General features: G+C 48.6%; 21 protein-coding genes. 5 read left to right on the forward strand and 16 right to left on the reverse strand.

The genetic code is table 11. The features are described 5' to 3' along the window. Nucleotides 1-116 precede the first annotated feature (116 nt). The gene (locus ABH899_RS22355; RefSeq protein ID WP_370000673.1) at nucleotides 117-4,178 is read right to left on the reverse strand and encodes an FIMAH domain-containing protein; all 4,062 of its coding nucleotides are present in this window, start codon (nucleotides 4,176-4,178) and stop codon (nucleotides 117-119) included. Nucleotides 4,179-4,756: 578 nt separating this feature from the next. Between ABH899_RS22355 and ABH899_RS22360 the strand changes: the two genes are divergently transcribed. The 3 genes from ABH899_RS22360 to ABH899_RS22370 all read left to right on the forward strand — a co-directional run bounded on the left by ABH899_RS22360 (nucleotide 4,757) and on the right by ABH899_RS22370 (nucleotide 8,968). After that, nucleotides 4,757-5,512, forward strand: coding sequence for a LytR/AlgR family response regulator transcription factor (locus ABH899_RS22360; RefSeq protein WP_370000675.1), 756 nt, complete (start codon nucleotides 4,757-4,759; stop codon nucleotides 5,510-5,512). Beyond that, the gene (locus tag ABH899_RS22365) at nucleotides 5,499-6,791 is read left to right on the forward strand and encodes an ATP-binding protein (protein WP_370000677.1); all 1,293 of its coding nucleotides are present in this window, start codon (nucleotides 5,499-5,501) and stop codon (nucleotides 6,789-6,791) included. Before ABH899_RS22360 ends, ABH899_RS22365 begins: the two co-directional genes overlap by 14 nt. 122 nt (nucleotides 6,792-6,913) lie before the next feature. Next, nucleotides 6,914-8,968 carry a serine hydrolase domain-containing protein gene (locus ABH899_RS22370; RefSeq protein ID WP_370000679.1) on the forward strand — a complete coding sequence of 685 codons (2,055 nt, stop codon included), beginning with the start codon at nucleotides 6,914-6,916 and terminating at the stop codon, nucleotides 8,966-8,968. 154 nt (nucleotides 8,969-9,122) lie between these two features. On the opposite strand, the gene ABH899_RS22375 is transcribed toward ABH899_RS22370, so the two are convergent. Together ABH899_RS22375 and ABH899_RS22380 are read right to left on the reverse strand one after the other, a co-directional pair. Beyond that, nucleotides 9,123-9,629, reverse strand: coding sequence for a GNAT family N-acetyltransferase (locus ABH899_RS22375; RefSeq protein WP_370000681.1), 507 nt, complete (start codon nucleotides 9,627-9,629; stop codon nucleotides 9,123-9,125). 170 nt (nucleotides 9,630-9,799) lie between these two features. Then, a complete protein-coding gene (locus tag ABH899_RS22380) occupies nucleotides 9,800-10,084 on the reverse strand; it encodes a PaaI family thioesterase (protein WP_370000683.1) in 285 nt (94 codons plus the stop codon). 820 nt (nucleotides 10,085-10,904) lie between these two features. Here ABH899_RS22380 and ABH899_RS22385 point away from each other — a divergent pair. Then, complete coding sequence (locus ABH899_RS22385) at nucleotides 10,905-12,098, forward strand: DUF418 domain-containing protein (RefSeq protein WP_370000685.1); 1,194 nt, start codon at nucleotides 10,905-10,907, stop codon at nucleotides 12,096-12,098. A 580-nt stretch (nucleotides 12,099-12,678) separates the two neighbouring features. Here ABH899_RS22385 and ABH899_RS22390 read toward each other — a convergent pair. Next, nucleotides 12,679-12,975, reverse strand: a complete 297-nt coding sequence (locus ABH899_RS22390; protein WP_370000687.1) for a hypothetical protein — start codon at nucleotides 12,973-12,975, stop codon at nucleotides 12,679-12,681. Nucleotides 12,976-13,054: 79 nt separating this feature from the next. On the opposite strand from ABH899_RS22390, the gene ABH899_RS22395 reads away from it, so the two are divergent. Beyond that, entirely contained in the window at nucleotides 13,055-14,770 is a 1,716-nt protein-coding gene (locus ABH899_RS22395; protein ID WP_370000689.1) for an AIPR family protein, read from the forward strand. A gap of 339 nt (nucleotides 14,771-15,109) precedes the next feature. Here ABH899_RS22395 and ABH899_RS22400 read toward each other — a convergent pair whose 3' ends face one another. From ABH899_RS22400 to coxB, 12 genes are all read right to left on the reverse strand, one after another. Beyond that, nucleotides 15,110-16,492: a TraB/GumN family protein gene (locus ABH899_RS22400; RefSeq protein WP_370000691.1), complete on the reverse strand. Its 1,383-nt coding sequence runs from the start codon at nucleotides 16,490-16,492 to the stop codon at nucleotides 15,110-15,112. A 97-nt stretch (nucleotides 16,493-16,589) separates the two neighbouring features. Next, nucleotides 16,590-17,906, reverse strand: a complete 1,317-nt coding sequence (locus tag ABH899_RS22405; RefSeq protein ID WP_370000693.1) for an ABC transporter permease — start codon at nucleotides 17,904-17,906, stop codon at nucleotides 16,590-16,592. Next, nucleotides 17,899-18,801, reverse strand: a complete 903-nt coding sequence (locus ABH899_RS22410) for an ABC transporter ATP-binding protein (RefSeq protein ID WP_370000695.1) — start codon at nucleotides 18,799-18,801, stop codon at nucleotides 17,899-17,901. The genes ABH899_RS22405 and ABH899_RS22410 overlap by 8 nt, the downstream gene beginning before the upstream one ends. A gap of 39 nt (nucleotides 18,802-18,840) precedes the next feature. Continuing rightward, entirely contained in the window at nucleotides 18,841-19,785 is a 945-nt protein-coding gene (locus ABH899_RS22415) for an ABC transporter ATP-binding protein (protein WP_370000697.1), read from the reverse strand. After that, nucleotides 19,778-20,296 (reverse strand): GntR family transcriptional regulator, encoded by a 519-nt coding sequence (locus tag ABH899_RS22420; RefSeq protein ID WP_370000699.1) that lies wholly within the window; start codon nucleotides 20,294-20,296, stop codon nucleotides 19,778-19,780. The genes ABH899_RS22415 and ABH899_RS22420 overlap by 8 nt, the downstream gene beginning before the upstream one ends. Nucleotides 20,297-20,347: 51 nt before the next feature. After that, on the reverse strand, nucleotides 20,348-21,088 hold the full coding sequence (locus ABH899_RS22425; RefSeq protein ID WP_370000701.1) for an ABC-2 transporter permease: 741 nt from the start codon (nucleotides 21,086-21,088) through the stop codon (nucleotides 20,348-20,350). A 338-nt stretch (nucleotides 21,089-21,426) separates the two neighbouring features. Beyond that, on the reverse strand, nucleotides 21,427-21,882 hold the full coding sequence (locus tag ABH899_RS22430) for a DUF420 domain-containing protein (protein WP_009671726.1): 456 nt from the start codon (nucleotides 21,880-21,882) through the stop codon (nucleotides 21,427-21,429). A gap of 53 nt (nucleotides 21,883-21,935) precedes the next feature. Continuing rightward, nucleotides 21,936-22,763 (reverse strand): cytochrome c oxidase assembly protein, encoded by an 828-nt coding sequence (locus ABH899_RS22435; protein ID WP_009671673.1) that lies wholly within the window; start codon nucleotides 22,761-22,763, stop codon nucleotides 21,936-21,938. A gap of 100 nt (nucleotides 22,764-22,863) precedes the next feature. After that, nucleotides 22,864-23,175 (reverse strand): cytochrome C oxidase subunit IV family protein, encoded by a 312-nt coding sequence (locus ABH899_RS22440; RefSeq protein WP_009671683.1) that lies wholly within the window; start codon nucleotides 23,173-23,175, stop codon nucleotides 22,864-22,866. A gap of 1 nt (nucleotide 23,176) precedes the next feature. After that, a complete protein-coding gene (locus tag ABH899_RS22445) occupies nucleotides 23,177-23,797 on the reverse strand; it encodes a cytochrome (ubi)quinol oxidase subunit III (RefSeq protein ID WP_009671668.1) in 621 nt (206 codons plus the stop codon). Next, nucleotides 23,794-25,617: a cytochrome c oxidase subunit I gene (gene ctaD / locus ABH899_RS22450; RefSeq protein ID WP_050803004.1), complete on the reverse strand. Its 1,824-nt coding sequence runs from the start codon at nucleotides 25,615-25,617 to the stop codon at nucleotides 23,794-23,796. The genes ABH899_RS22445 and ctaD overlap by 4 nt, the downstream gene beginning before the upstream one ends. Nucleotides 25,618-25,712: 95 nt before the next feature. Beyond that, nucleotides 25,713-26,711: a cytochrome c oxidase subunit II gene (gene coxB / locus ABH899_RS22455; RefSeq protein WP_370000704.1), complete on the reverse strand. Its 999-nt coding sequence runs from the start codon at nucleotides 26,709-26,711 to the stop codon at nucleotides 25,713-25,715. Nucleotides 26,712-26,946 lie beyond the last annotated feature (235 nt).

The following is a 26,946-nucleotide window of genomic DNA, read 5'->3' on the forward strand; positions in this document are numbered from 1 at the left end:
AATGCCGATTGACCTCCTACGCCGCATAGACGGCCGCGTCCCGCACCGCGTGAAGCTCCCGGTGCGCGGGGCTTGGCGTCACATGACGGCGGTCACATGACGGCGGCCAGCCGCATTTATTCCGCCGCCCAGACACGCAGGAGCGCCTGCGCTTTCAGGTGCAGCCACTGCCGGGCTTCCGGAGCGGCCGCATCCTCATGCGCTTTGCTGCCGAGATGCTTCACAAAGTCTTCTAATTTCTTGGCAGCTTGGCTGCTCTGTCCTCTCTGCAGATGACCGGCCGCCTGCTTCAGCGCATTGTCGAGCTGGTTCGTCAAAGGCGAAGTAACCTGACCGGCCGCGATAAACCGCTGCAAGCCGGCCTGCAGAGCGGGCAGGTCCATGCTTGTCGTAAACGTGACCGGCAGGCTCATGTCCGAGACGGCTCCCGACTCGTGCACAGCCCGGACGGTGAACGTATACGCCGTATCCGGCTCCAGGCCGGTAAATACGTATACGGAACCGGTCACGGTCGCCGCCAAGCCCTGCGGGCCGTATACCTCGTAAGTGACGGACGACGAATCGCCGGGCACCGCCACAGGATTCCAGCTGATCCGCGCGGAATCGGCCGTCACGCCGGAAGCCTTCACCTCCTGCGGAGCGGGCAAGGCAAGCCGGGTACGGAAGGTGCCGATATCCGAATAGGTCCGGCCTCCGAAGGCATCCTCCGCGGTCGCATACCACTGGTAGACGGTATTCCCGTTCAGAGGACCCCACACGGTTGTGGCCGTCGCACCACTTGCCGCGCTCGCCTCTCCGATTAGTTCATCCAAATATACGTTTACTTCGAGCTTATCGGTCGCCACCCGCTTCGTCATCGGTTTCAAATCCATCGCCAGCTTAAATTCATCCTTCGCCGGGTCGTAATAATTATAATCGTCCAGATAAGGAGAATACGTGTTCACGTAGACAGTGTCGGTGCTTGTGTCGAAATGCATCAGCTTGAGGTATCCGTCGCCTCCGTTCGGGATTCCCTGATAGTCGTTGAGTATCTGGTACACTTTGCGGTCCGGCGTACCGTCTTTATCGTCGTCAAGCTGATCCGTACGCAGGGCGCTGCCCGTAAAATGCCCGCTCATGACCATTTTCACATTCGGATTCGGCACCACCACTTTCTCGTAAATCCGGTTGCCGGTCGCCGAGCGGTTTCCGTTGTTCTGCAGATATTCGTGCACCACGATGATCGCTTTGCGGTCCGGATGCTCTTTCAATACCCCGTTCATCCAGGCGAAATCCTCGTCGCTCATATCCCAGCCCATGTAGACGAAAATAAAGTCGTTGCCTTCCGCAGAAATGAGGTCGTAGTGGCCCCTGTTGTCTTTATACGAGCCGCCGTAATAAGGCTTGTCCTTAAACCGATTTTCACCGAAGTATTTCGAGAATTCCGAGTAATCCGGCTCCGAATTGGCCCCTCCGTCAAACACGTCATGGTTGCCTGCGGCCACCCCGTAAGGGATGTTCGCCTCGTCCAGCACGTTCATGAACTTGTCTACCCGTTCCCACTGCCCTTTAATCCCGGCGGAATTGACGATATCTCCTACCTGCATCACGTATTTGATGTTCATGTCATCCTTGGCGTCACGGATAAAATTCACCTGAGACTCGAAGTACTGGGGTAAAATTTCCGCATAAATTTGCGTATCCGGCATGGACACGAATGTAAAATCATATTGGTCCCGGCGGGGGATTTCATCCTGAATCATCGCCTGCACCTTCCCGTTCCGCGCATAAGGAAGAGCGTCAATTCCAGCGGAAAGCGTAAAATCCTCCTCGGATGGGGCCACCATCGAAGCAAGGGAATCCCACTTCTCCATTCCGTAATTCCACGCGTATAGGCTGACCTTCCGGCCCTTCAAGGTGTGGCCTTCCCAGTTCAGCTCGATCCGGTCGCCGGCGCCGGTTTCCTCGCCGACCTCCACCTCGAACCGCTGGTAAGGGAACTGGCCGTCGGAGTCGGTCGTCACGTAACGGTCGTCGGACGTTCCCGCCGAAGCCATGTCCTCCGGGGAGAACGGCGTCTCTCCCGGTAAGGATAACGCCGCCGGAGGCTCTATGTCCGCAGCGTGCGAATAGGCCGTCATCCCGGGATCGCCCGCCGTAATCCGCTTTCCTTTAAAGAACTTCACGTTCAGCGGATCGCCTGTCGGATCGGAGACCGATACTTCCAGCGAAACGTTTCCGTCCGCATCCTGCGTCCCCTCCGCCGGCGACAAGAGGACCGGCTTGTTCGGCAGCTCCTCGGGCGTCGTGAACTTGACGGTCTTCTCCGTCGTCTTGCCGCCCGCGTCGGCCGCTTTGAGAAGGAGCGTATGCCCGCCCGGCTGCAGCGAAGCCGATGAAGCCGCGTACGGTACCCGGATGAGCTTGCCGTCCAGCTTGACTTCAAAGGACTTCACACCGGAAGCCGCGTCAGAGGCGCTTGCTCGGATGTCGAACGGTCCTTTATAAGATTTTCCTTCCTCTATATTCGTCGTAACGACAGGCCCCTGGTTATCCACCTTCACATCGGCCGAAGCTTTGCTGCCGTCCGCCAGCTTCACCTCCACCTTATGGGCGCCGTCTGCCGAAGCAGTCGTATCCCAGCGGTAGGAAACGCCTTTCCAGTACGATTCCGGAATGGCAAAGTTAAAGGTGACGACCGGCAGGAAACGGCCGTTGTCCCCCATATCCAATACCGTAGCCGGATTGGCATATTTGGGGTCTTTTACAACCGTGCCGTCCGCAAGGACAAGCCGGACGTTGCGGATATTAAAATCGTCCAGTCCGGTTTCAGGCTTGTCCTCGTAGTAAGGGCGGTTGACAGACCCGGCGCGGATGGTGATCGGGTTAGCCTGCCCGTATTTGAAAAGCTCGGGGCGGACGGGCACGACCATCGTTTTGTAATCCTGAGTCCCGAACGGAATGAGATAGAGCGTATCCGCCCCCATCGTCACGACGTTCTGCCCTTTGTCGATATCGTCCGCCTCGAATACGAAATAAGCGGTCTTCTCCAGCGCTTTGGCCGTCGGCGAAACTGCCTGTCCGTCGACGGTCAGCGTCATCGGCCCGGCCGCTGCGTCCGAAGAGCCGATCAAGACACGGCTTCCGGACAGTGTCTCCCCGTCACGCACATTCAGCGCGGGGCTTTTCTCGCTGCCGGCGAGGCTTAGGGTGCGAGGCGCGGTGGCCGCGGTGTTGAAAGTATCGGAAGCCTCGAAATAGTACTGCAAAGACGGGCTGCCGAACCATTCCATCATTTCAACGGAATACCGGAACCGGCCGTCCTTCCCGCGGGGAATCGTGACCTTTTTATAATTCGTAGTCTTATTGGACTTGTAATAGACATTCACCGACGCCAGCAGCCGGTCGTCTTCCGCTTCGGCGGTCAGCTCAATAGGACTGACCAGATCTATTCCGGACGTGTCGGTAACATCCCTTACGGTCGGTGCGACGGTATCGGCAACGGTGGGGACAGGCTCCGCGGGAACATGGGCGGGATTGAACGTGCCCGGAGTCGCTTCCGACTGAAGCACGCTCAGCTTCTTCATGTCCAGGCTTCCCGCATCGGGCGTACCATACTCGATGCTCCTATCCGCCGCGGTTTCCAGGACGCCTTGGTTATAGCTGGCTCGTACGATGTCCTGGCCCGTGTTGGTCGCCACGACGATTGTTCTTTCCCGCAAGTTGTTCAGCCCTCCGGGAATGCGGACGATGTCTTTGTTTTCCGTGAGGGAGGTCTTGAAGTGCGCGTTGAAATCCGCTACGCTTTTTACTTCTCCCGATGGTGTGACCGCCCAGAAAACCATCGCTTTCCCAGGCAGAATCACAATCGGCTGATCCGTGTAAGGGCGCCAGAACAAGTCTTTTCCCGGCTCCCCCGGATACCGGTACAGAATCGAATAATCTTTGAAATCAATCGGCTGATCGCTGTTGTTGTACACCTCGAGATACTCGTACGGGTCTTCTCCCGCTTCCGTATCCCCACCCGAATCGGGCACGATCTCCGTAATCAGCATTCGAGGCGTGGCAGACGCTGCGGCAACTGAAGGCGTTCTCGCTTCTTCTGCGGCCGCAGGACGGACCAAGGCAAACGATGAACCCGCCGCCAACTGGATAGCCATGAGACAGGTGAAGCAGTTAGTAAACAGTTTCTTGTTCACTTTCAACTCATCTCCTTTTTTTCTTCTGGCAGAATACAACCACAGTTAAACGCTTCTTCTCCACAATTCTTTTATATATCTATTGGATTTATTAATTTCACTTAATCTATTCGTCATCATCTGAATTTTTCCTCTATTAACTTTTTGTAAAATAAAAAAAGAATTCAAAGGATCTGCGCGGCCCCATGAATTCTTGTTTTCCTTGATTGCTCATTCTCTTGAACTCGGCAAACTTCGTTGCCGCTCTTAAAACTTCCTGTACTGCGTCCAGCTTAAATAGCGGTCAATGAACGGTAAGCCTCCCCCGCATCCAGCCATTGCTCCGTATCCTCACAGGACTTGCTTGAACAGATGAAACCGCCGAATGCTTGAAAACGCTCGGATCCTTTCAGATAAGCCGCTTTCTTTTTTCGGAAACTTAAGGAGGAGAAGGCGCACGAAACTTGAACAGGCGCAAAAAGTGATTTGAGGGATTCAAAAGTGCATTTCATCCAAAAATGATCTATACAAAGTTCAAAAATGATATCATGCTTAGATAGGGTCCCAGAATAAGGGAATGGAACTGAGGGGTGCATCTTATGTACAGAGTAGCTATTTGCGACGATGAGGAAAAACAAAGAGAACTTGTTAAAAACATCCTGATCGCTTTGTCGATAAAATCCAACATACAATTTGAAATCGAATTATTCAGCTCGGGCGAGCAGCTCTCAGCCTATTATGAGCGCCAGGAAACCCCGTTTCATATTTTACTGTTGGATGTTGAAATGGGCGGGATTAACGGCATTCAAACCGCCCGAAGAATAAGAGAGTTAAATCACTTGGATGAACAAATTATTTTTCTGACCGGCTACCCCGAATATATGGTCGAAAGTTTTGACGTCATGACATTCCAGTATTTGATCAAACCCGTCGCCCCTAGGGTCCTGGAAGAGAAAATCATTAAGCTGTGCCAATACTTTCAAGCCCTTGATAAAAAATTTATGGTCATCAAGTCGGCCTATGACGAAGTCGTTATCAAATACGATGACCTCATTAGCATCGAGGCTGCCAAAAGCTTAACCATAAAAAGCAAGCTGCATTTTACGACCGTTAATCAAACCTATGAAAGCAAAGGAACGATTTCAGATTATGCTCTTGCCTTAAAAGATCATAAATTTCTACAAATCCACCGATCCATTATTATTAACCTGCTTCATGTGAGAAAGTTTGCCCAGGGAGTTGTTCTCATGTCCAATGGCATGGAATTACCCATAGGCCGTTCTAAAGTTAAAGAGGTTAAAGATGTATACACCAAATTTATGATTATGAAGGTCGATGGCTATGATTCAAACTAATTTGCCCATTTTCTTTAGCATGGTAGTTGTAATGGCCGTCCAAATTAATTTTTTCTTCAACTCGGTTTTCGATAAAACCACGCACAAACGCAACCGTATCATTTACTTTCTTATCCTCGGGCTGCTCGATTACCTGTACCTCGTTACTTCCTTATCGCCTGCGTTATCTTCGATTGTATCCTTGCTTCTCATATTTACTATTGCGCACTCTTATCAAGTGGAATTTAGAATGAAAATCATTTTTTCCCTGCTTTACGGCGTTTTGATGTCTATCTCTAATACGATCTCCCTTTATATTTTATATACGCTGGATAACGTTGAATTTGACACCCTTGACCTTGTAACTCAGCCCGCCGCTCAAATTCCCTACACGAAGCTTATTTTCCTCAGCTGCATGATCATGTTCGTCGTCATTCAGATTATACGACTCATTGCCAAACGCAGAAGCTTCTCTTTGCCTTATCGTTACTACGTCCTATTCTTGGTCATTCCGCTCCTAAGTTTCTATCACCTGAATATTCTAACGTATAAGAGCTTCTATTCTTTCCTTTCCGCCATCGGCTTTCTTTTCTTAAACGTGATGATTATCTATATTTTTGATACGATTATGGATAAATTTCAATTCATGCACGAGAACGCCCAGCTCCAGCAGCAGATGGACTATCAGGATGCGAATTACGAGAAAGTCGTTCACAGCTTCAAATCCATCAAAAGAATCATTCACGATACGAACCAACAGTTTTTATATATCGAAGAGTGTATTAAGCGAAATGAGCCGGCGGCGGCAGTGGAACATATTAAAACGACCCTAAACAAAGTCGAAGGAGCCTATCAAAGGGTGAATACGGGAAATCTGGTTATTGACGCCCTTGTCACCAATACACTTGATATCGGGCAAGCCAACGGGATAAGAATCGATACCAAGCTTAACCTGCGCTCGCAAGAAATCCCGATTGACCGTTACGACTTATGTGTGGTTATGGGAAATATGCTGGATAACGCAATTGAAGCTTCCAAACATATCAAGATCGCGGAAGACAGGTACATTCTTATCAAAATACATGCGACCGAGTCTGCCCTTCTCATTCACATCTTGAACCATATGGAGAAGGAAGACGCCCGCTTGCACAGCCAGAAACCTAATCCCGAATTTCACGGGATCGGATTAACCAATATCGCCAGAATTTGCGACAAGTACGGCGGTCATATGACACTTGAAACGAAACATAAACAGTTTAATAATATGGTTCTCCTTCCCTTCTTAACGAACAATCCCTAGACAATATGTCGTTTAGGGATTGTTTTTTTCGTTTCAGGGCGTTTTTTTATCTATCTATCATTTTCCATATATGATTAATTCAGCAAGTAAATTTCAAACTGAACCACAAGGAGGAATTATTCATGAAGAAGATGGTTTCCGTATTGATAACCACCATGCTTTTAACGGTACCGGTCACCTCTGCATTTGCTCAAACGGCTCAGGATCCTGTTAAGGAAAAGGCAAAGGTACTGGCTTCGAAGATTGTTTCCGACTATGGGGTAAGCGGGATACAGTATGCGATCAGGGATCACGGATCCGTTGTTCTATCCGGCAGCGCAGGCTTAAAAGACAAAGCTGCCAACAGCCCGGTAACGAAGGACACGATGTTCGGAATAGGTTCCGTAAGTAAAGTGTATGTAACGGCTGCAGCGATGAAGCTCGCGGATACCAATCAGATTGAACTCGATAAACCGCTGACCACGTATTTGAAAGACTTTAAGATGGCTGATGAACGGTACAAAAAAATTACACCGCGCATGTTGATGAATCATTCTTCGGGACTTTACGGCAGTCACTATGAGAATGGCTTTTTGTTCGATGACAATGATACGAAAGCTCATGATGAATTATTGGCCAAATTGCGATCCGAACACTTAAAGGCAGACCCCGGTGAGTTTTCGGTCTATTGCAACGATGGTTTTCAGCTGCTTGAAATCTTGGTTGAACGAGTAACCGGGTTAAGCTACAGCGAATTCCTGAATAAGCATTTTAGCAAGCCTCTTGATTTGAACTCTACCAAAACACCGCGCGATACATTTGATAGAAACAAGCTTGCAAAAACGTATGCTCCCGAGGACGATCAGGCTTTGCCTGTAGAAAATGTCAATCTCATCGGGACGGGAGGCATTTACTCTACGGCTGAAGAACTAAGCAAGTTCGGCGATGTCCTGATCGGGAACCGAACGGATATTTTATCCGAGAAGTCGGCCAAGGCCGTGCAAAGTCACGAGTATCGGAAGGGACTGTGGGTTCCGGAAGAAACCAACACCATTAATTACGGCCTCGGTTGGGACGCCGTCAAGTTAGCCCCGTTCGATGATTACGGGATCACGGCGTTATCCAAAGGCGGGGATACGCAAATGTATCATGCAAATCTGACCACCCTGCCTGAACATGATATTTCTGTAGCGGTGCTTTCATCAGGAGGGTCCTCTACTTTCAATAGTATTATGAGCTCGACTATTTTACTGGAATATTTAAAAACCAAAGGCATCATTAAAGAGATTTTGCCTGCAAAAACATTCCAACCGGCCGTAAAAGTGGATATGCCGTCGGAGCTGCGGGCTTCCTCCGGATTGTACGGTTCCACGGGTAAAACGGTAAATCTGGAGTTCAAGAACGGAGAGGTTGATTTCCCCGCTCTGTTCGGCGGATTGGTACCGGCTCAAAAATATGTCTATACGGGCAAACGACAATTCAAAAATAGAGATGGAAATTTAACCCTTAGCTTTGACCAAGCGAAAAATGGAAACACCTATTTAAAACTTAACGCTTATTTGAATCTTCCGGGATTAGGTCAAACGGTTATGGTCACCTATGAATATCAAAAACTGGATGCCAACCGTCTGGACCAAACAACTAAAAAGGCATGGGAACAAAGAAACGGAAAGAAATACTACGCCTTGGATGAAAAAATAACTTCCGTCGGTTATGGGAACCAAGCGCTTTTAACCAGAGAAATAACCGTTAATGCCGATTACGGATACGCCTCCGGCACTAAAATTGTGAACCCGAATAAAGCCGTCAATGTAACGGCTGTTCCGGTCATAAACGGCAGAGACTCTTTTGACTTGAATTTTTATAAAAAGAATCATACAGAGTATTTAACAATCGATGGACAATCGTATATCAACGAAGATGGTATTCAGCCCTTCTCCCAAGGAAGCTCCTCAATTCGCAGCATACCATCCAACGGTCAGGCCATATGGTACAAGATTGATAAACAATCAGCCGGCCGGGTGTTAACCGTTAAGGCTCCGGCAAGCGGGGGATTCGCCATTTATGATGCGAAGGGAAAGCTTGTGAACTTCTCCAAGATCAGCAAAAATTATTCGACCGTACTGCCTGAGGGCGGGCTGATCGTTTTCGGCGGTCATGCGGGCGATGTATTCAAAATTGATTTGAAGAATAAATAAAACGAAATAGCAAAGAAACCAGGCAGCGGTCCGCTGCCTGGTTTCTTCGTTTCTTTCTGAAATTCACGATCAACGGCCACTAAGACTTGAAAAATATTATCTTAGACTGCCGCTGCTTTTATTGTGCTATATTCTCCCGTTAAAACCAGAACGTCTACGTCGATAATATTGTCTTCGTATTCACTAGTTCCATATCCATAAACACATCCGCTCTTACATAGGGCATGGGCCCGATCCGTTCGACAGGAACGTGCTTGAATCCAACCGATTCATAAAGATGAACGGCGTTCGGTAGCTTGGTGCTGCTGCCCAAAAACAGCGATGTTGCGCCAAGCCTACGTGCGTGGTTAATGGCGGCATGAATGATCTTCCGTCCGTATCCGCGCCCCCGCAACTCGGGTGTAACGCTCATCTTCGAGAGCTCGAACACGCCAGCCCCAGTCGGCACGAGTGCAACGCATCCGACGATCGAATCGCCATCGCGTGCGATGAGTACGTCTCCTCCTCTGTTCATGATGTTCTCCACCGGGTTATCGAGGATGACCCGGTCCGCCTCTTCGATGGTGAAGATTCGGGCGATCCATTCCTCGTTAAGTGTTTTGAAGGCCAGAGCTTCTTCGAGTGTCTGCATCGAAGCGATCGTGAGCACTGTTTCATGCATGCTATGTTTCCTCCTCTTGTTAACCTGCCGTTTATTTGTATTCCATTACATCGTCGCATACAGCATCAGTCCTGTCATCAAATAAACAGCGAGTCATTGAAGCCATCGCCGCTCGTTTCATGGGTATGTCCTGCGGGTCTACCTGCCCTGTGCTTTATCGCCCCTTAATGTCATACAAGTGCTTGAGGCATGAGCGATGAGTTTCCCGTTCTCGTCAGTAGTATTGCATTGGATGAATCCAATTGTTTGTCCCCGCTTATACAGCGTAGCATGGGCCTTATTTTGGCGTTCCACACAGGTCTAAAAAAGTTTACTTTCATCTCGATCGCGGTGAAGGTTTCGTCTTCTTGCAAGGTAGATCCGTAGGCAATTTCCATGGCCATATCGGCAAGAATGCCGATGATGCCGCCGTTGCATGTGCCTTGCGGATTCGCATGTTGTTCCGAAGCCTGCATTTCATACGTGGCCTCGCCTTCTTCTACGCTAATTAGCTTCTACTTGATCCCACCGAAAAATTTCGCCCTATTTGATACGGTTCACCGCGCTGTCTGTAACGGCAAGTTTTAAGGCCATCCTTTACGGATGGCCCTTTACTTTGGCAGCATGTTACGTCAGGTGCATAAAAATTGTCTCCATTGCTCCCCAAGGTGCTTCTTTCTCATCTATCTTCACGAAACCATATTTTTCGTACAAATTAACATGGTCGCTGATTCCCAGTCTGAAAAATGGCATTCTTTCATTTGTTTCGCTAAAGTGGCTCCTGCTTTCCATGGACAATTTTGCGCATAGTCAGCAACGACTTGCCACAACTTATCGCTATAACTAAGCGATTCTATTTGCATAGATACTCCCTTTCTTATAGGCAGCCATCCGCTGGATAACCCTTCTCGAGTCGGAGCCCTTAATGATTGGTGTATATAAATCAAATGTTTGCTGCCGGGAGTCGCCGGATGGTTCCACTTCGGGCTTTAGAAGAAAATTAAGAATTTCTTTAGAATAACTTTCCCATCATCTTAAGAATTTTTTTATAGGATAACCTAGACTAAATTGCTACCTACGCCCATATCGGCCCCCAGAGGTGAACAAATGGAAAAACCCGTCCATATTATGGTCGTGGAAGACGATGATGACATCAACCGCTTGTTATGCAGCGTCTTGCGCAAGAGTGGCTATGTCCCTCAGCCCGCTTATTCCGGGCTGACGATGCGGCGGGCGTGCTGATTGCGCTGACGGCCGGATTGAACGAATTTTATTTATTAGGAGAAGGTGGATGCGATGAATTTGATGCCTATTTCAAAAACAGATCGGGTGCAGTTGCTTGATATTTGCCGAGGATTCGCGATTTTGGGTATTTTTCTGGTCAACGCGCCGAGTATGCTCGGCATGCAGCCTGCGAATGTGGTCAGAGGGTATGAAGGATTCGATTCGGTTATGAAGTTGGGTTTCGATTTGTTGGCGACGAACAAGTTTTACCCCATTTTCGCTTTGTTGTTTGGGGCTGGTTTCTGGCTCTTTATCAGCCGTGCAGAGGCGAAAGGGAACAATGCCCCGCGTGTCTATTTGCGGCGTTCAGCCGTCCTGCTGGGCTTCGGATTGCTGCATGGACTGCTTTTGTGGGAAGGCGATGTCCTGGAATTCTATGCGGTGCATGGACTGGCGATGCTGCTGTTTTACAAAAGAAAACCGAAAACGATTCTGATTTGGGCCATGTCGCTTATGGTTACATTCTGGCTCGTTGTGGGGATCGTCACGTATGTTATCGTACCGTCTGCAACGGCGGCGGTAACTGTTCCGGAGTCTTACAACGCCATTTCGGACTATGCAGCCGAATTTGTGGCGCGCGCCACCATTTATCTTCCTGAGAAGTGGGCGACGACTGTTATTTTTTTGCTGGATACGCTGCCCTTGTTTCTGTTCGGTCTGTTTGTTGCGAAAACAGGCTTGCTGCAGCGTCTGGATGCACAGGCTGGTCGCCTGCTGCCCCGTGTGCAATGGATTTCTTTGGCATCTTCGGTGCTGCTGAGCATTCCGATCGTGGTCCATTATGCAACCGAACCGGTCTACACAAGTTCTGGCATCATTCTGTTTCTCTTTATCCAAGGCAAGGCGTTGGCGCTGTTCTATGTGGTGTCGCTCATCAGATTGCATGCCAGTGCTCGTGGAAAAAAGCTGCTGTCCCCGCTCAGCTATGCGGGAAGAATGGCGCTGACGAACTATGTGATGCATACGGTTGTGACGATGCTTGGCGTAGCCCTGTTCGTGGAGAACACGGCGGCTCTGCACTTATGGCAAGTCTTGTTCTACTGTCTCGGCGTCTATGCCGTGCAAGTTGTATTAAGTCGTATTTGGCTGGCTCGTTTCTCGCAAGGTCCGCTGGAGTGGCTGTGGCGCAAAGGCACGTATGGTTGGAAGACGAAGTTCAAACAGGTACGGTCCGCTGATAGGACCGAGCCGGGGGCGTTGCCGTAACTATACGATCCAGACCCGAACCTTGTATTTAATGACGGAAGTTGGAGAGTTGGCAAAATACTGTAAGTCCAGATGAGGGCCGCAAACCGCTCGAATTTCGCATTGCCTCCGCCATTTTGGAGCGCGGCGTAGGAAAAGGCAACGAAATGTAAAAAAGAGGGGTAGCCTGCCCCTCTTTTTCGTTATGCATGTCGATTCCCCAACATATAGAAGCAATAGGCGAACAGTCTCTGCTGATAAGCGTGAATAATTGGCTCGAAAGCATTTGAATCTCCTTTCCTGACCCGTCGAATTACTTCCTCGATATTCATACCGCTTTTCCTCCTCCCTGAGATCGATGTTAAATACGCCAATATAACTAACGAACTTGAAGTAATGTGACATTAATTTCAAAGAAAAAAAGCAACCAACCATACTACATTTTCCTGTTCATGATGGCACTCCAAGTACGTCGAACTGCTCGATGTAGATAACTCCATACGTACAAAGTCGCGGCGCAAAGCCGAAACAGAAGGACAGTTGGCGGACAGCAATCCGATCCCATCGCGCTCCAGCAAGTCCGGCAGGCACTCACGCAGTTTCAAAAACTGCTACCGAATAGCCTCTCGAAACGCAAAAAACACTCCTCCAAACGGTGGTCATGCCGATCCACATCAAAGGCGGGTGCAAGGTCGAAGGCATCGAACTGGAACTTGACTCGACCGTCCAAGAGCATTTTTTTGAGTTGGCCCTTTTCGCCAAAACGGCGGAGGGGGCTTTTTGCTTTTCGTAAGCAAAAGCCCCCTCCGAGTTTTCCCAAAAACTTGCCGTTACTTATGATACGGTTCACCGTGCTGTCTGTAACGGCAAGAAACACTTTATATTTTCCTGCGTTCATTATAAACGGTTAATCTCGCTAAACATGAAATAACTGGTATAATAATTTGTATAATAATCTTAGAGAGTGGTGTTTCTAAGTGGACAGAATTACAAAGAGTTATCTAGATGATTTTTCTAAATCACAACAAATTACAATTAGTGATACAAGCAAGTTGTTTGAACACTTTGTAAACTTTTGCATCGTATCTAAAGAATACGATGAAAGTTTTGAAATTCAAGATATTGCTGTAGGTGAAGGTGGAGATTGTGGCATTGATGGTATAGCTATTATTGCTAATGGAAAGCTTGTGACATCCGTTGATGAGATAGACGATCTAATTAAGATGAACAATTCGTTGCAAGATGTGCATTTTGTTTTAATACAATCCAAGACATCTGCCAATTTTGAAGGTGGCGAAATCGGGACTTTTGGCTTCGGTGCTATCGATTTTTTCTCAGAGAACCCCCAGTTGGTAAGAAACGAATTTATTCAGGAAAAATCAAAAATAATCGAGTACATAATCAGCAAGTTCCCACAGATGAAAGAAAAACCAAATTGCACTCTATACTATGTTTCAACAGGAAAATGGCAAGATGATCCTAACCTGCTTGCTCGTATTGATGTAATAAAGAAGGATCTCTACGGATTGAAACTATTCAATGCTGTAGATTTTTTCCCAGTCGATGCAGACACTATCCAAAAATATTATCGTAATACCAAAGACATTGTAAAAAAAGAAATTAATTTTGACAATAAAGTTTTGTTGCCGGAAATTGACGGTATTGAGCAGGCCTACCTAGGCACCTTGCCTGTCGAGGAATACTTCAATTTGATTATTGATGAAAACGAAAAGATAAGAAAATCAATTTTTTACGATAATGTTCGAGATTTTCAAGGGGACAATAGCGTTAACGTCGAAATAAATTCTACACTACAATCTGATGATGCTAATTCTTTTGTTGTACTAAATAATGGAGTTACTGTTGTTTCAAAAACGCTAACATATATCAGAAATAAGTTTACTTTGGAAGATTACCAGGTTGTTAATGGTTGTCAGACAAGCCATGTTCTATATAACAATAAGGATAACTTGAAGCAAAGTAAGGTTCACATACCAATAAAGTTGATTAGCACTAAAAATGAGGAGATTATTAACAAAATTATCAAAGCAACAAATCGTCAGACTGAAGTGACGGATGAACAATTGATTGCCTTATCAGAGTTCCATAAAAAGCTAGAATCTTTTTATGAAACCTTCGAGGGTAATGCAAAACTATATTATGAAAGGCGCTCTAAACAATTTAATTCACTGACAGACATTGAGAAAGTCCGAATTGTCAATATTCCAACCCAGTTAAAAAGCTTCGCCTCTATGTTTCTTGATCAACCACATACCGCCAGTCGATATTATGGTATTCTTGTGAAAGACATGAGTGGGAGAACATTTAACGAGTCTCATGAATTGTTGCCGTATTACACAAGCACATATGCATTATATAAACTTGAGTTTTTCTTTAGAAATAAAAGTATCGATACATTGTACAGAAAATTTAGATATCACATGCTTATGATGTTGAGATATTATATAAGTGACACCGAAACTCCGCCATTTAATTCAAAAAAAATAATCCAATACTCTGATAAAATTCTCAATTGTCTAAATGATTCTGTAAAAATTCTAGATGCTTTTAAAGATATTACAAGTGTAATCGCGGATGTGATACCAGACCTAACTGATACGGAAACTACAAAAAAGCAATCTTTAAATGAACAATTAATACGATCCATTAAATCTTTTAAACAAGCAAAATAACAAAAAACATCTTTTTACAAAGACTTATTGTTGTCACTTGATACCTTTTCACATCAACACTCTGCCGTTACTTATGATACGGTTCACCGTAATTAATCTTCAAATAAACTGGCCGTTAGCTTAATTCTCTGGGCTTTAATTAATTTACGAAAATAGAATAACCAGCCATCTAAGATGACTGGTTACGTTTTTATCCCTATATCGTACACACGAAAGTAGATTTACAAAACTCTGTAATATCAATGTCTCTAGGATAAATTGTCGTTCATTTTGCCGTCATATTCCCAAGATATTTGAAGAGACCGCCTGTCATCCACGTTTTACGCTTCCGATTTCCGCTTATTTAACCGGCTGAACGTCATAACCTTTCGCTTTCAACTGGTCGATGACCATATCTTTCACCACATAATGCGCAGAGCCGACGACCACAAAAGTAGTTCTTTCCCCGTCCTGCTCCAGAAGATCCGCAATTTTCTTGGCCATGTTTTTGTCGCGCTCGCCGATCAGTTTCTTGTTCAGCTCGCCTTCCATCAAGCCGCCCCGGACAAGTCCGTCCGCAACGCCTTTCGCATCGCCCTTGCTCCAATCCAGTTGAAGCTGTTTGAAGGAGTCGGCCCCTTCCTTGCCTCCGTCCGCAAGCAGAGTATCCAGCAGGCTGTTCAGATCCTTCTCCTGGGCTTCGGGAGTCAAAGAGTTGAACACGTCCGCTTGAAATTTAATTCCTTCCAGTTCATGGACCGGTTTGCCCGTCAGCAGCGCTTTAGTGAGAAAATAGTGATCAATTCCGGACGCCGATGCCGCTGTAATTTGTTCGGGCCGATCGAACAGGGAAAGCATGGATAAATTGCTGGAGACGGCAAAGGGCTTATACTCGTCGAACGCCTGCTCCGGAATCTCCATTTTTTTAAGTACTTTTTGCATCTTCTCGTACGTTTCTTTAGACACATGATCCTGGATCTTCGTGCCGTCGTCATACACCATCAGATTGGCGAAATAGCTCATATCCCCGGATAAAGTATCGGCTTCCACCCACAGATCATCCGAAGATTCGAAGGCTTCCCTTATGTTTTTCTGGAGCGGATACATCTCGGGGATTCCCAGGTGGACCGACCCAAGCAGGTACAGGGTGTTATTGTTATGCTTCACCTTCCAGAATACGCCTTTCGCTCCTTGCCCTGCCGTATCGTAACTGAATTCCACCAATCTCGAGGCGAGTACGGCGGCCTGTTCGGCCGTACAAGGCTGATCGAGCTCCAATCCTTCGCTTGATCCCTGTACGATGCCTTTCTGCTGAAGATATTCGATCGGTGAAGAAGATCCGATCCCGAAAGCGGCCGGCAGCTCGTAGCGGGCCAGTAACCCGTGCATGGCACGCATAACCGTGTCTCTGGTGATCACTTTATTTTCCGATGCCGGCAGAGGGAGATCTTTTTTACTGAAACCGAGCTGATCGAGTTTGGCCGCCGTGCTTTCGATTAACGATTTAAACTTTACAGCGTCAATCGCTTGTTGAAACTTGCCGTCATAGTACCAGCCCGTCGGGTAGATTCCGTATTTCTCTCCCTCGTTAAGAGTAGAGAGGGACCACGTGCTGATAGATGGGGTTGGAGCGGGAGCTTGCTCTGCCCTTACGGTTAAGTTTGTTCCCCCGAGCAGAATCGTAACCCCTAATACGCCGGCTGCCGTCTTGCGGCTCCACTTGCTCCATAGATGACTTTTCATGTTCAAACCTGCCTCCTAAACATAGATGAGAAGAATAGCTTTAAATCGGGTGTTAACCCGTTACTACTACCTACGGAAACGGATGTGCGGATGCACTTTACGCCTGAAAAGCCTTCATCGCTTTCCGCAGTTCCTTCCACGATGGGCGTTTGCCGTACATCAGCACGCCGGTGCGGTAAATTTTCGCCGACAGCCAGCCCAGCACGAAGATCGAACCGAGCATGATCGCGATTGAAATCGTGATTTCCCACCAAGCCGGACTTCCAAGACCGATACGCAGGAACATAATGAGCGGCGAGAAGAACGGCACATACGACATCGCGATGACGAACGGAGCCTCGGGATTCTGCAGCCCGAACATAGCCGTCATAAAGGCGATGATGATAAGTAGCGTGACCGGCATAACGGCCTGCTGCACTTCCTCACTGCGGCTGACAAGCGAACCGATTGCCGCGAAAATAGTCGCGTAGATAAAGAACCCGCCCAGGTAAAACAGAAGGAAGTAGCCGAGCAATCCATAAGGAATGAGGGACAAATCCAGATCCATCGACTGCAGCGCCGCCCCGTTCCAAGGAAGAGTCAGGTTCACGGCGACCACTATGCCGAACACCACGTTTTGCAGCAGTCCCATCAGGCAGATGCCGATGATTTTGCCGAACATCTGCTTAAGCGGCGAACCGCTGGAGATCAGAATCTCCATCACGCGCGAGCTTTTTTCCGCGGTGATTTCGGTGGAAACCATGCTTCCGTAGCCGATTACGCTCATGTAAAGCAGGAACAGCAAGGCATAGACCAGGATAAAAGCAATTCCCAGCTCTTCCTTGGATTTAGCCGGCGTTTCCGCTTCCTTCAAGGCTACCGTTTCCGTCGTCAGCTTGACGGGCTCCTGGATCTTCGCCAGCACGGCAGGCTCTATGCCTGCTTGAGCAATCGCGCTGTTTGTCTTGATCGTCTGGAGAGCCGTTTTCAGAAGGCCTGCCGTCTCATCGGTGCCCGGATTCATCGAGAACCCGCTTGCTCCCGTTTGATAGAGAAGCTGCGGGAATTCCCCGGCGCCTGCCGGTTTAGCGGTCAGGACACCTTTGACATCCTTGTTTTTCAGTTTTTCACGGATCAGTGCGGCATCCGCCTCCGCACCGCCCTTGCTTTCCAGCGGTACAATTTCAATGGTACCCGTGCCTGTCTTGGCAGCGGCAAAATAATCCGTCAGCTTCTGCTGAATATCGGTGCCGTTAGCCATCACCCCGATTTTGACGGCTTCCTTGCCGTCTTCTTTGGAAAATTGCTGGATGATAGCCGGGAGATTCACAACGGCCGAGATCAGCAGTACGAAAATAAGCGTCGTGATTTTGAACGACTTCGTTTTTAACCGGTTCAAGAGGGTAAACCGGATCACGGTCAGCATGCTATTCATGAGACGATCCCACCTTTGCGATAAAGATTTCGTTCAACGTCGGCTCCATGAGCTGATAGCGGTAAATATCCGTCGCTGCGGCCGCGTGGGCCAAAATACGCTGTGCGGCGCCGGCTTCCCGGATACGGATCTCGTAGCCGTTCAGATGCTTTTCCACGGAAGCGACTCCTTCGATCGTCTCCAATCCAGGGACCGCCTCCTTCGTTTCCAGAAGAACGCGCTCTTTCGGGAACGACTGCTTGATCTCGCGCAGGTTGCCCTGCAACACCGTGTTGGATTTATGCAGGATGCAAATATTCTCGCAAAGCTCTTCGACATGATCCATCCTGTGGCTGGAAAACAAAATCGCTTTTCCCTTGTCCCGAAGCTCTTTGACCGTTCCTTTCAAAAGCTCGACGTTAACCGGGTCCAGGCCGCTGAACGTTTCGTCCATGATAATGATCGACGGGTCGTGCAGAACGGACGCGATAAACTGGATTTTCTGCTGATTTCCTTTGGACAGCTCCTCTACACGCTTATCGTAGTATTCGGGCACTTCGAACTTGGCCAGCCACTCCTTCAGCGTCCGGTCCGCCTGCTTCCGCTTAATGCCCCGGAGTTCCGCTAAGTAAATGAGCTGCTCCGATACTTTGTATTTCGGGTACAGTCCCCGTTCCTCGGGAAGATACCCCATCAATCTGCGCAGTTCGTCGCCGTACCCCTTGCCGTTCCAGCGAATGGTTCCTCCATCGGGATAAATAAGTCCGAGCGACATACGCATCGTCGTCGTTTTTCCCGCGCCGTTTCCTCCGAGCAAACCGTAAATCTCTCCCGGCTTCACTTGCAGGGAAATTCCGTTGACGGCCGTTTTCTCTCCATATTGTTTCGTAACGTGTTCCAGTTCCAGCGGCAACATAGTGATTGCTCCCTTCTCGATTGAATGGTTGATTTTTCTCTATCTCTCTTTGTTTTCTGCCTTTTTCGCTATCTTCTCCTGAGTCAAAAGCTCCAAAATATCTTCAAGTTCCATAGCGGTCGTCCGCACCGGTAAGTTACCCTGCGAAGCGAGCGCCGCTTCCGTTTCACTGGAGGACCGGGATATAATCGGGATCAGCCCTCCGTGATCTCCTGTACCCATGGACACTACACCGGGCAGGGGACCTGAAGCCGGCTGCGGCGTTTCGCGGACCCATATGCGCTTCCAGTCATCCAGCAGTTGATCCTTCTCATAGACACCTATGAGGCGGCCCCGGTTGATATACACGATGTAGTCCGCAAGCCGCCGGACTTCCTCCATCACATGGGTAGAGAAGAAAATACTCCGGCCTTCCCGTTCCATAAACTTCACTAGATGTTCTATCATCCGCTTGGTGGCAAAAGGGTCCAGACCGGACGTCGCTTCGTCCAACAGCAGCAGTTCAGGCTCGTGAGCGGCTGCCAGAATGTAGCTCAGCTTGCGCTTCATTCCCTTGGACAGCGTCTTCAGTTTCAGCTTGCCGCTAAGCTCAAACTCTTCCATCATGCCGCGGTAGAGGGTTTCGTTCCACGTCGGATACCAGCGGCATACGAAATCGTGGAGCTCTCCGATCGTCGTGCAGCCGAGCTCTTCCCAGTTCGACTCCTCGGGCACATAACCGATACGTCGCTTGATGTCGGTTTCGGTATCGTCCTCTCCGTACAGCCTGCCGAGCAGCTCCACCTTACCGCTGTCCGCTTTGGTCAAATTCATGAGCATGCGGAAAATCGTGCTTTTGCCCGAGCCGTTTTGTCCGACCAGAGCCACCACTGTTCCGGTTTCCACCTCCAGTTCGAGCGGCCCGAGGCGCATATCGCCCAGCATCTTGTCCACCCCGGACAGCCGGATGGCACAATCTCCGTAACACCCAGCCTCCCTATTCATTTCCGCTTCCCCCTTCTTCCGGTTCGACGGCAGCTTTGGCCAAACCAGGGACTTCCGTATTCGTCGATCCTTTATTTTGCGAATTATTCGTGCCCGGCTGACGATTCTCAGGTGTTCCCTGTCCCTCGTTCGTAATTTCCAGCAAAGCCTCTTCAAACAACTGCTTGAGTTCCTCAATGGTACAGCCGACACGCAGTCCGCTGCGCAGAGCATCTTTCATCGCTTCCACCACCGCTTCCTTCCGGTATTGCTCTCGGGTCACTGTGCCCACCTTGGCGACAAAAGTGCCGGTTCCCTGACGGGTCCTCAGAATACCTTCGTTCTCCAGATCCTGATACACACGCCGGATCGTGATAACGCTGCATGACAAATCTTTTGCAAACTCGCGGATGGATGGCAGCAGCGTACCTTCTGGCAAATGCCCGCTGAGGATTAGCTCTTTGAGCTGAACTTGAATCTGATGATATAACGGCTCCGGATTATCCGGTGAAATTTGGATCGGAATATGCAACTGCATCACCTGCTTTCAAACTTTCGTCATTTTAGGCAAAAGGTACGTCACTCATGATGCAAACAAATCCCGGTGTCCGATCTTTCTCCCGAGGATCTTCCACGAGATTCCCAACGCAGTCGCACCGATTATGACCGAACAAGCCGGCACAGTCACCCCGTATCGTTCAACACTGCTTATCACAAGAGGCCATACCATGTAATTCCCGGTCCACCATAGCAGAATGGAAAAGATCAGAGTGGCCAAGAGCATCAGCAGACTGAAACGGAAGAAGGCTTTTCCCTTCATCGACATTTCTCCGTACAGGTAAAATGAACCGACGGCGAGCACCGTTCCCCACCAGAAGAAGATCATGCCCAGCCACGTCCCCCATCCTACCGGTTCGAGCCATTGCAGGGACATCATCACACGGATGCCCACATGCAGAAGAAGAATAAAAAAGCTTGAGTACAGGATGTAAACCAAAAATCGGCTCGTCACGATTTCCTTATTTGTGACCGGCAGCATTTTCAACTGCATAATTCGCTTCGTATAGGCATCGTTTTTCCAATAGTTCATATTTCTTGTATCAATCGGGTAACCGACCACTTGAATGACCGATAGGACAAACAGGTTGAACACCACCGTCAAAAACCCGTTCACCCCGCCCTCCATCGAAACTTCGGGCTTCATGAAAACAAAGAGCACAAACATGGCATTCAAATAATAAAGCAGGCTCCAGATATATCCACCATAGCGGACCATTTTAATATCTTGTTTGGTCAGCCACCATACATTTTTCCACACACTCATGCGAACACCTCACTGTGTTTACTGTACTCACTGTGCTTGCTGTGATTACTGTGTATATTTATATTAACAGTAAGCACACACTTCCGCAACCCCTTTTCCACTTTTTTCTGCCCCCTATTCTCCACCCCATACACACTTGCTCCTGCTCACTTTTCTTGCTCGCTACCTTACCTTATAAGTTCCGCCCTATCCCCCCTGCCACCTACTCACTCCCTCATATTTACTCCCTCCTTATCACTCCGTTTGTCACAAAACAAAAAAACAGCCCCCTGTTTTCGTTAGAAAACAAAAGGCTGTTTAATCTCGCCTACGCGGCTATGTGTAAAGCTTCTGTACTTTTACAAGCCAAAAATCGCATCGATAAGAGGTTTCGTCTCCCCGCCAGGAAACAGAATATAGAGCAGAATGTAAACCACTACGCCCGTAGGTGCCACGAACATCCAAATGGTTGCCGTAATAGGGCCTACTTTCCGGTGGCGTATCCAGTTCTTTTTGAAAGCCAGAATCAAGGTGACGATACCGAACACGGCTCCCACCGTAGCGAGCGTAATATGGAAAAATAAAAAGATATGGTACGCAAGCTTAAGGCTTTCCGGTCCGTCAAATGAAGTATTGCCTTGAAAGATGGTACGCGACATATAAATGGTGAAAAAGATCAGCGCAGAGATTGCCCCCGCAATCATCAATTTCGTATGAGTCTCCCGGTTGCCCTTACGAATCTGATACCAACCGAAAGCGACGAAGATGGCGCTGATCACGATGAACATCGTGCTGATCGTCGGCAGTACATGCATGATTTAAATCCCATCCATTCCCTATATTAAGACACAGAGTCAGTGGCAAAAACTCAAGCCGTCGTCAGACCGTTGTTTCCCTGCGGGTCGTCCGACAATTCGTCCTCTTGTGCCCTCTCCGTACGATACCACTTGAAGAAAATCATAGCAAGGGCAGAACCGTAAACAATTTCTTGAATCACTTTCATCAGGACTCCGCCAAGCTGTTGGTCGTCAAGCAAAGGCAGCGCATTGAACGGGATTACCACATTTGCATACATCGCATAGATCGGTTCGCTCGCGAAAATAATGAGCGCACAGGCCGGAGTGAGCAAAATTCCGTTCACCGCGATATAAGCCAATTTCATCAGGCTGGACAGCTTTTCGTGCTCCGGCAGCGGCGTGAAGACCGGGAACCACATGGCGAAAGCCGTAAACAGCAGGATTCCGTGATAACCGAGCAGCATCCATTCGTTTTCCATCAGGGTATCCATGATAAGCGGCAGATGGTAAATCGAGAAAAGCAGGTTAAACGCCAGAACCGAAATCAGCGGATGGGTGAAGAATCGCAGCAGACGGTTCATAACCGTCCCTTTGAAAAGAGGACGGATCAACCAGGCCGGCAGCCCGTTCAAGATAAAGATCGGCATGATCAGATACAAGAGAGACTGCTGCAGCATATGAACACTGAACAGATAGTGATGACCCAGATAGTTGATCGGGCTTCCCTGCCCGATGTAGAACAAGGCAATTCCGGTGTAGAACGAGAGCTTGACCTTGGAACTTACAGGTTCTTCTCCCGCGGCCGCCGCCTTGGAAGGAGAGGTCAAACTGCGATAGACGAGACCGACAACGACAACGAACAGCAGAACAACAGGGTTCCACATCTCAAAAAAACCCATCGCTGTGTCAGCTCCTTTACCTTTTATTTTCTGGCCCGGATGAAAAAAGGAGCGGCCTGTTGCAACAATAGCCAACGAAGCCGCTCTTCTTCTTTTTATCTTACCACCAGGTCCAGTAAACCCCAGCGGCTACGGCCGTTAAGGCGACTATGCCTCCAAAGATAATTCCCACGATCGGGAACAAGTGGCCTTTTTCCTTCATGTGCATCCAATAAGCAAGTTGAAGGGCTATTTGGATCAACGCCATGAAAATAAGGAATGCGTACAGGAAAGACTTATCCAAGCCGCCGTACATGACAAGCGCGAAAGCAATCATGGTCAGGAGAATCGAAGCAATATACGAAAAGTAATGGTTAGCCGGGCTTTCCTTCTTGTAACGTTTACTTGGTGAAGTTGTTTCGTTTGTGCTCATCTTAAGGACCTACCTTCCCCATCAGATAAACGACCGTAAAGATAAATACCCATACTACGTCGATAAAGTGCCAGTACAAGCTGGCAACATAGAACTTCGGTGCCGTAACGACGGTTAGACCTTTGCGTGTTCCCTGGATGATCAGCAGAGTGATCCACAGAACCCCGAAAGCAACGTGGCCGCCGTGGAAGCCTACGAGCGTATAGAAGGAGGTTGAGAACGCACTGGTCGTAAACCCATGTCCTTCATGGACATATTCGTAGAACTCATACACTTCAAGCCCAAGGAAGCCAAGACCGAGCAATACCGTAATGGCTAACCAAAACAGCAAGCCTTTTACGTTGTTTTTGTGCATCGCCATGATGGCGAATACACTGGTCAAACTGGACGTCAACAGGATGAACGTTGCCCAGGCGACCGTAGAAAGCTTAAACAGTTCCATCGGAGTCGGCCCCTCCGGAATCTGGTTCCGGAGAGCGATATAGGTGGCAAACAGCGTACCGAACAAAACCATCTCGCCGCCGAGGAAGAGCCAGAAGCCAAGAACCTTATTCTTGCCTTCCAGCGTTGCCTTCTCGGGCTCCAGCGGCAACGTACCCGCGTCGTGCGTTTGCGTGCTCATCGTTTAACCCCCTTGTCGTTAAGCTCCTCCGGTTCGATATGCCAACCGTGGTCGTCAAAGACGGAACGAAGCAGCATGCAAAGGAGTGTAATGCCGATACCCACGATACAGATCACATAGATGTGGTACATGAAGCCGAATGCGGAGATAAACAGCCCGAGAGCCATGAACAGCGGCAGGATCGATGGAGACGGCATATGAATCGAACCAACCGGTTCAGCCGGAGTCATCTCTTTGTTGCCAGCCATTTTTTCTTTCCACAGAGCGTCAAGACCGCGAACAAGCGGAGTTTGTTTAAAGTTGTATTCCGGCGCCGGAGAAGGAATCGTCCACTCCAGCGTACGGCCATCCCACGGATCGTTCGGTGCATCTTGAGGTTTTCTGTTCGTCGCGATCATGTTGATGATGAACACGAGAGTACCGATACCCATCAGGAATGCGCCTACCGTACTGACAAGGTTACCTGCAGTAAGGCCCGGATCGTAAGTGAATACGCGGCGAGGCATACCCATCAGACCGAGGAAATGCTGCGGGAAGAAGGTCAGGTGGAACCCGATAAAGAAGGTCCAGAAATGTATTTTACCCAAAGTTTCGTTCAGCACACGGCCGAACATTTTTGGCCACCAGTAGTAAGAACCGGCGAACAAGCCAAGAATCAAACCACCGACGATAACGTAGTGGAAGTGAGCGACAACGAAATAAGTATCATGATACTGGAAGTCGGCAGCCGGTACGGAAAGCATAACCCCGGTTACCCCGCCCATTACGAACGTCGGAATGAAAGCCGTTGCGAAAAGGCTGGACGTCGTAAAGCGGATTTGTCCGCCCCAAAGGGTGAACAGCCAGTTGAAGATTTTGATCCCTGTCGGAACCGCGATCGCCATCGTTGCGATGGAGAAAATCGAGTTGGCAACAGGACCGAGGCCTACGGTAAACATATGGTGAACCCAAACCATGAAGCCCAGGAAACCGATCAGAGCGGTCGCGAATACCATCGAGCTGTAACCGAAAAGGCGCTTGCTGGAGAAGGTACTTACGATCTCGGAAATGATACCGAACGCAGGAAGAATCAGAATGTAAACTTCGGGGTGCCCGAAGATCCAGAAGAGATGCTCCCAAAGGACGGTGCTGCCGCCGCGGGCCGGATCAAAGAAGGCTCCGTCGAAGATACGGTCAAACATCAGTTCAACTAAACCTACGGTAATCGCAGGGAAAGCGAACAAGATCAGTGCGGACGTGATAAAGGACGCCCAGGTAAACATCGGCATACGCATGTAGGTCATGCCGGGTGCACGCATGTTAATGATCGTTACGAGGAAGTTAATCCCCCCGAGGAGGGTTCCAAGGCCGGCAATCTGCAGACCGAGAACATAGAAATCGACCCCGGTAATATTGCCACCAACCGTAATGGCTTTCGTACTATCTACTATAGATGAAAGTGGAGCGTATGCCGTCCAACCGGCATTGGCTCCGCCCCCCATGAACCAGGACAGGTTCAGAAGGATACCCCCGAATAAGAAAAGCCAGAATCCAAGGGAGTTCAGAAACGGAAACGCAACGTCCCGGGCCCCTATCTGCAAGGGGATTATCGCGTTCATAAATCCGAAAATCATAGGCATGGCCGCGAAGAAGATCATCGTCGTACCGTGCATGGTTGTCAGCTGGTTGAACGTATCACCGATAAAAATTTTCAAATCTGGATTCATAAGCTGAATCCGGATGAGAATGGCTTCCAGTCCACCGATCAGGAAGAACAGTCCGCCGGCCATAAAGTACAAAATACCGATCTTCTTATGATCCACGGTGGTCAGCCAATCCATCAAGCCGGTGTACCGCTTCACTTGATGGTGTGCGTGCGCATGCGCGTGGGCGTGTGCTTGTGCCAACGTATTAACCTCCTTTTTCCTGAGAAGTCTTACTTCAAGCTGTTCAGATATTTAACAAGCTCGTTAACCTGATTATCCTCGAGCGGCACTTTAGGCATTAAAGTTCCCGGCTTCTCGGATTGCGGATCTTTGATCCATTTTTTCAAATTCTCGTCGTTGTGTTCCAGAACACCGGCGAGCATTTCACGGTCCGCATAACCGTTCAGGTTAGGACCGAAACCGAGTCCTTTCGGATCGATCGCATGGCACTGCAGGCATTTCTGTTTGAACAGCTCTTCGCCTTGCTTCGCATCTGCAGGAACAGCGGCAGGAGTTTGCATATTCGTCACCCAAGCGTCAAAATCACCTTGTGCGAGCGATTTCACTTTAAAGTCCATCAAGGAGTGGGACGCGCCGCAAAGCTCCGCACATTTACCTTTGAAGACATCGACATCATCAGCTTTCAAATAGTACACGTTCGTCATGTTAGTGTTCGTATCCATTTTACCGCCGAGAGACGGAACCCAGAAGGAGTGAGTAACATCCGCGGAGGTAAGCTCAAGCGCGATGTTCTTTCCTGTAGGGATTACAAGATCCTGAGCGGTCGAAATGCCGAGCTCGGGATACTCGAACTGCCACCAGAATTGGTGAGCGGTTACTTTAACATGGATAGCATCCTTATCCTGCACGTAGTTCGTAGTGTGCTTGAACGTATAGTAAACCGTCGGTACGGCCAGCACGATAAGCAGCAGAATCGGAATAACCGTCCAGACAATCTCCAGCACGTGGTTACCTTCCACTTGCTTCGGAATGCCTTCTTGTCCCTTCCGTTTACGGAAACGGATGATTACGAACAAATACAATGCAAATACCACTACTACAACCAGAAGCATGATGGCGATCGAGATCTTCATCAGAAACAGCTGTTCTGATGCCACCGGCCCTCTAGGTCGCAAAGCGGAAAGCGTCGGGTCTCCACAACCCGCAAGGAGGAACGTCATCACCGCAAATAGGGGGACTAGACGCCAATTCTTTTTCCATCGACTCATTGCTTATCAACCCCACTTTGTAAACCAATATTTTTACCACGAACGACAGGCCTATGTCAATCAACCTTATCACTTAATTAACTATAATTAGGTAAAACTTTTTTGTCAATTCTTCTTGGAAAGTTCACAAATTGTTCTAAAAGCTGTTGCATTTTGCGATTTTTTTGTTGATTTGTCTTGCATTGATTTCCTTCCTGCTCGGTTTTTAGCATTAGGATGCATCATTGCGTCCCGT

The organism is Paenibacillus sp. RC84, from assembly GCF_041260495.1.
In the GTDB taxonomy this organism is placed as follows: domain Bacteria; phylum Bacillota; class Bacilli; order Paenibacillales; family NBRC-103111; genus Paenibacillus_F.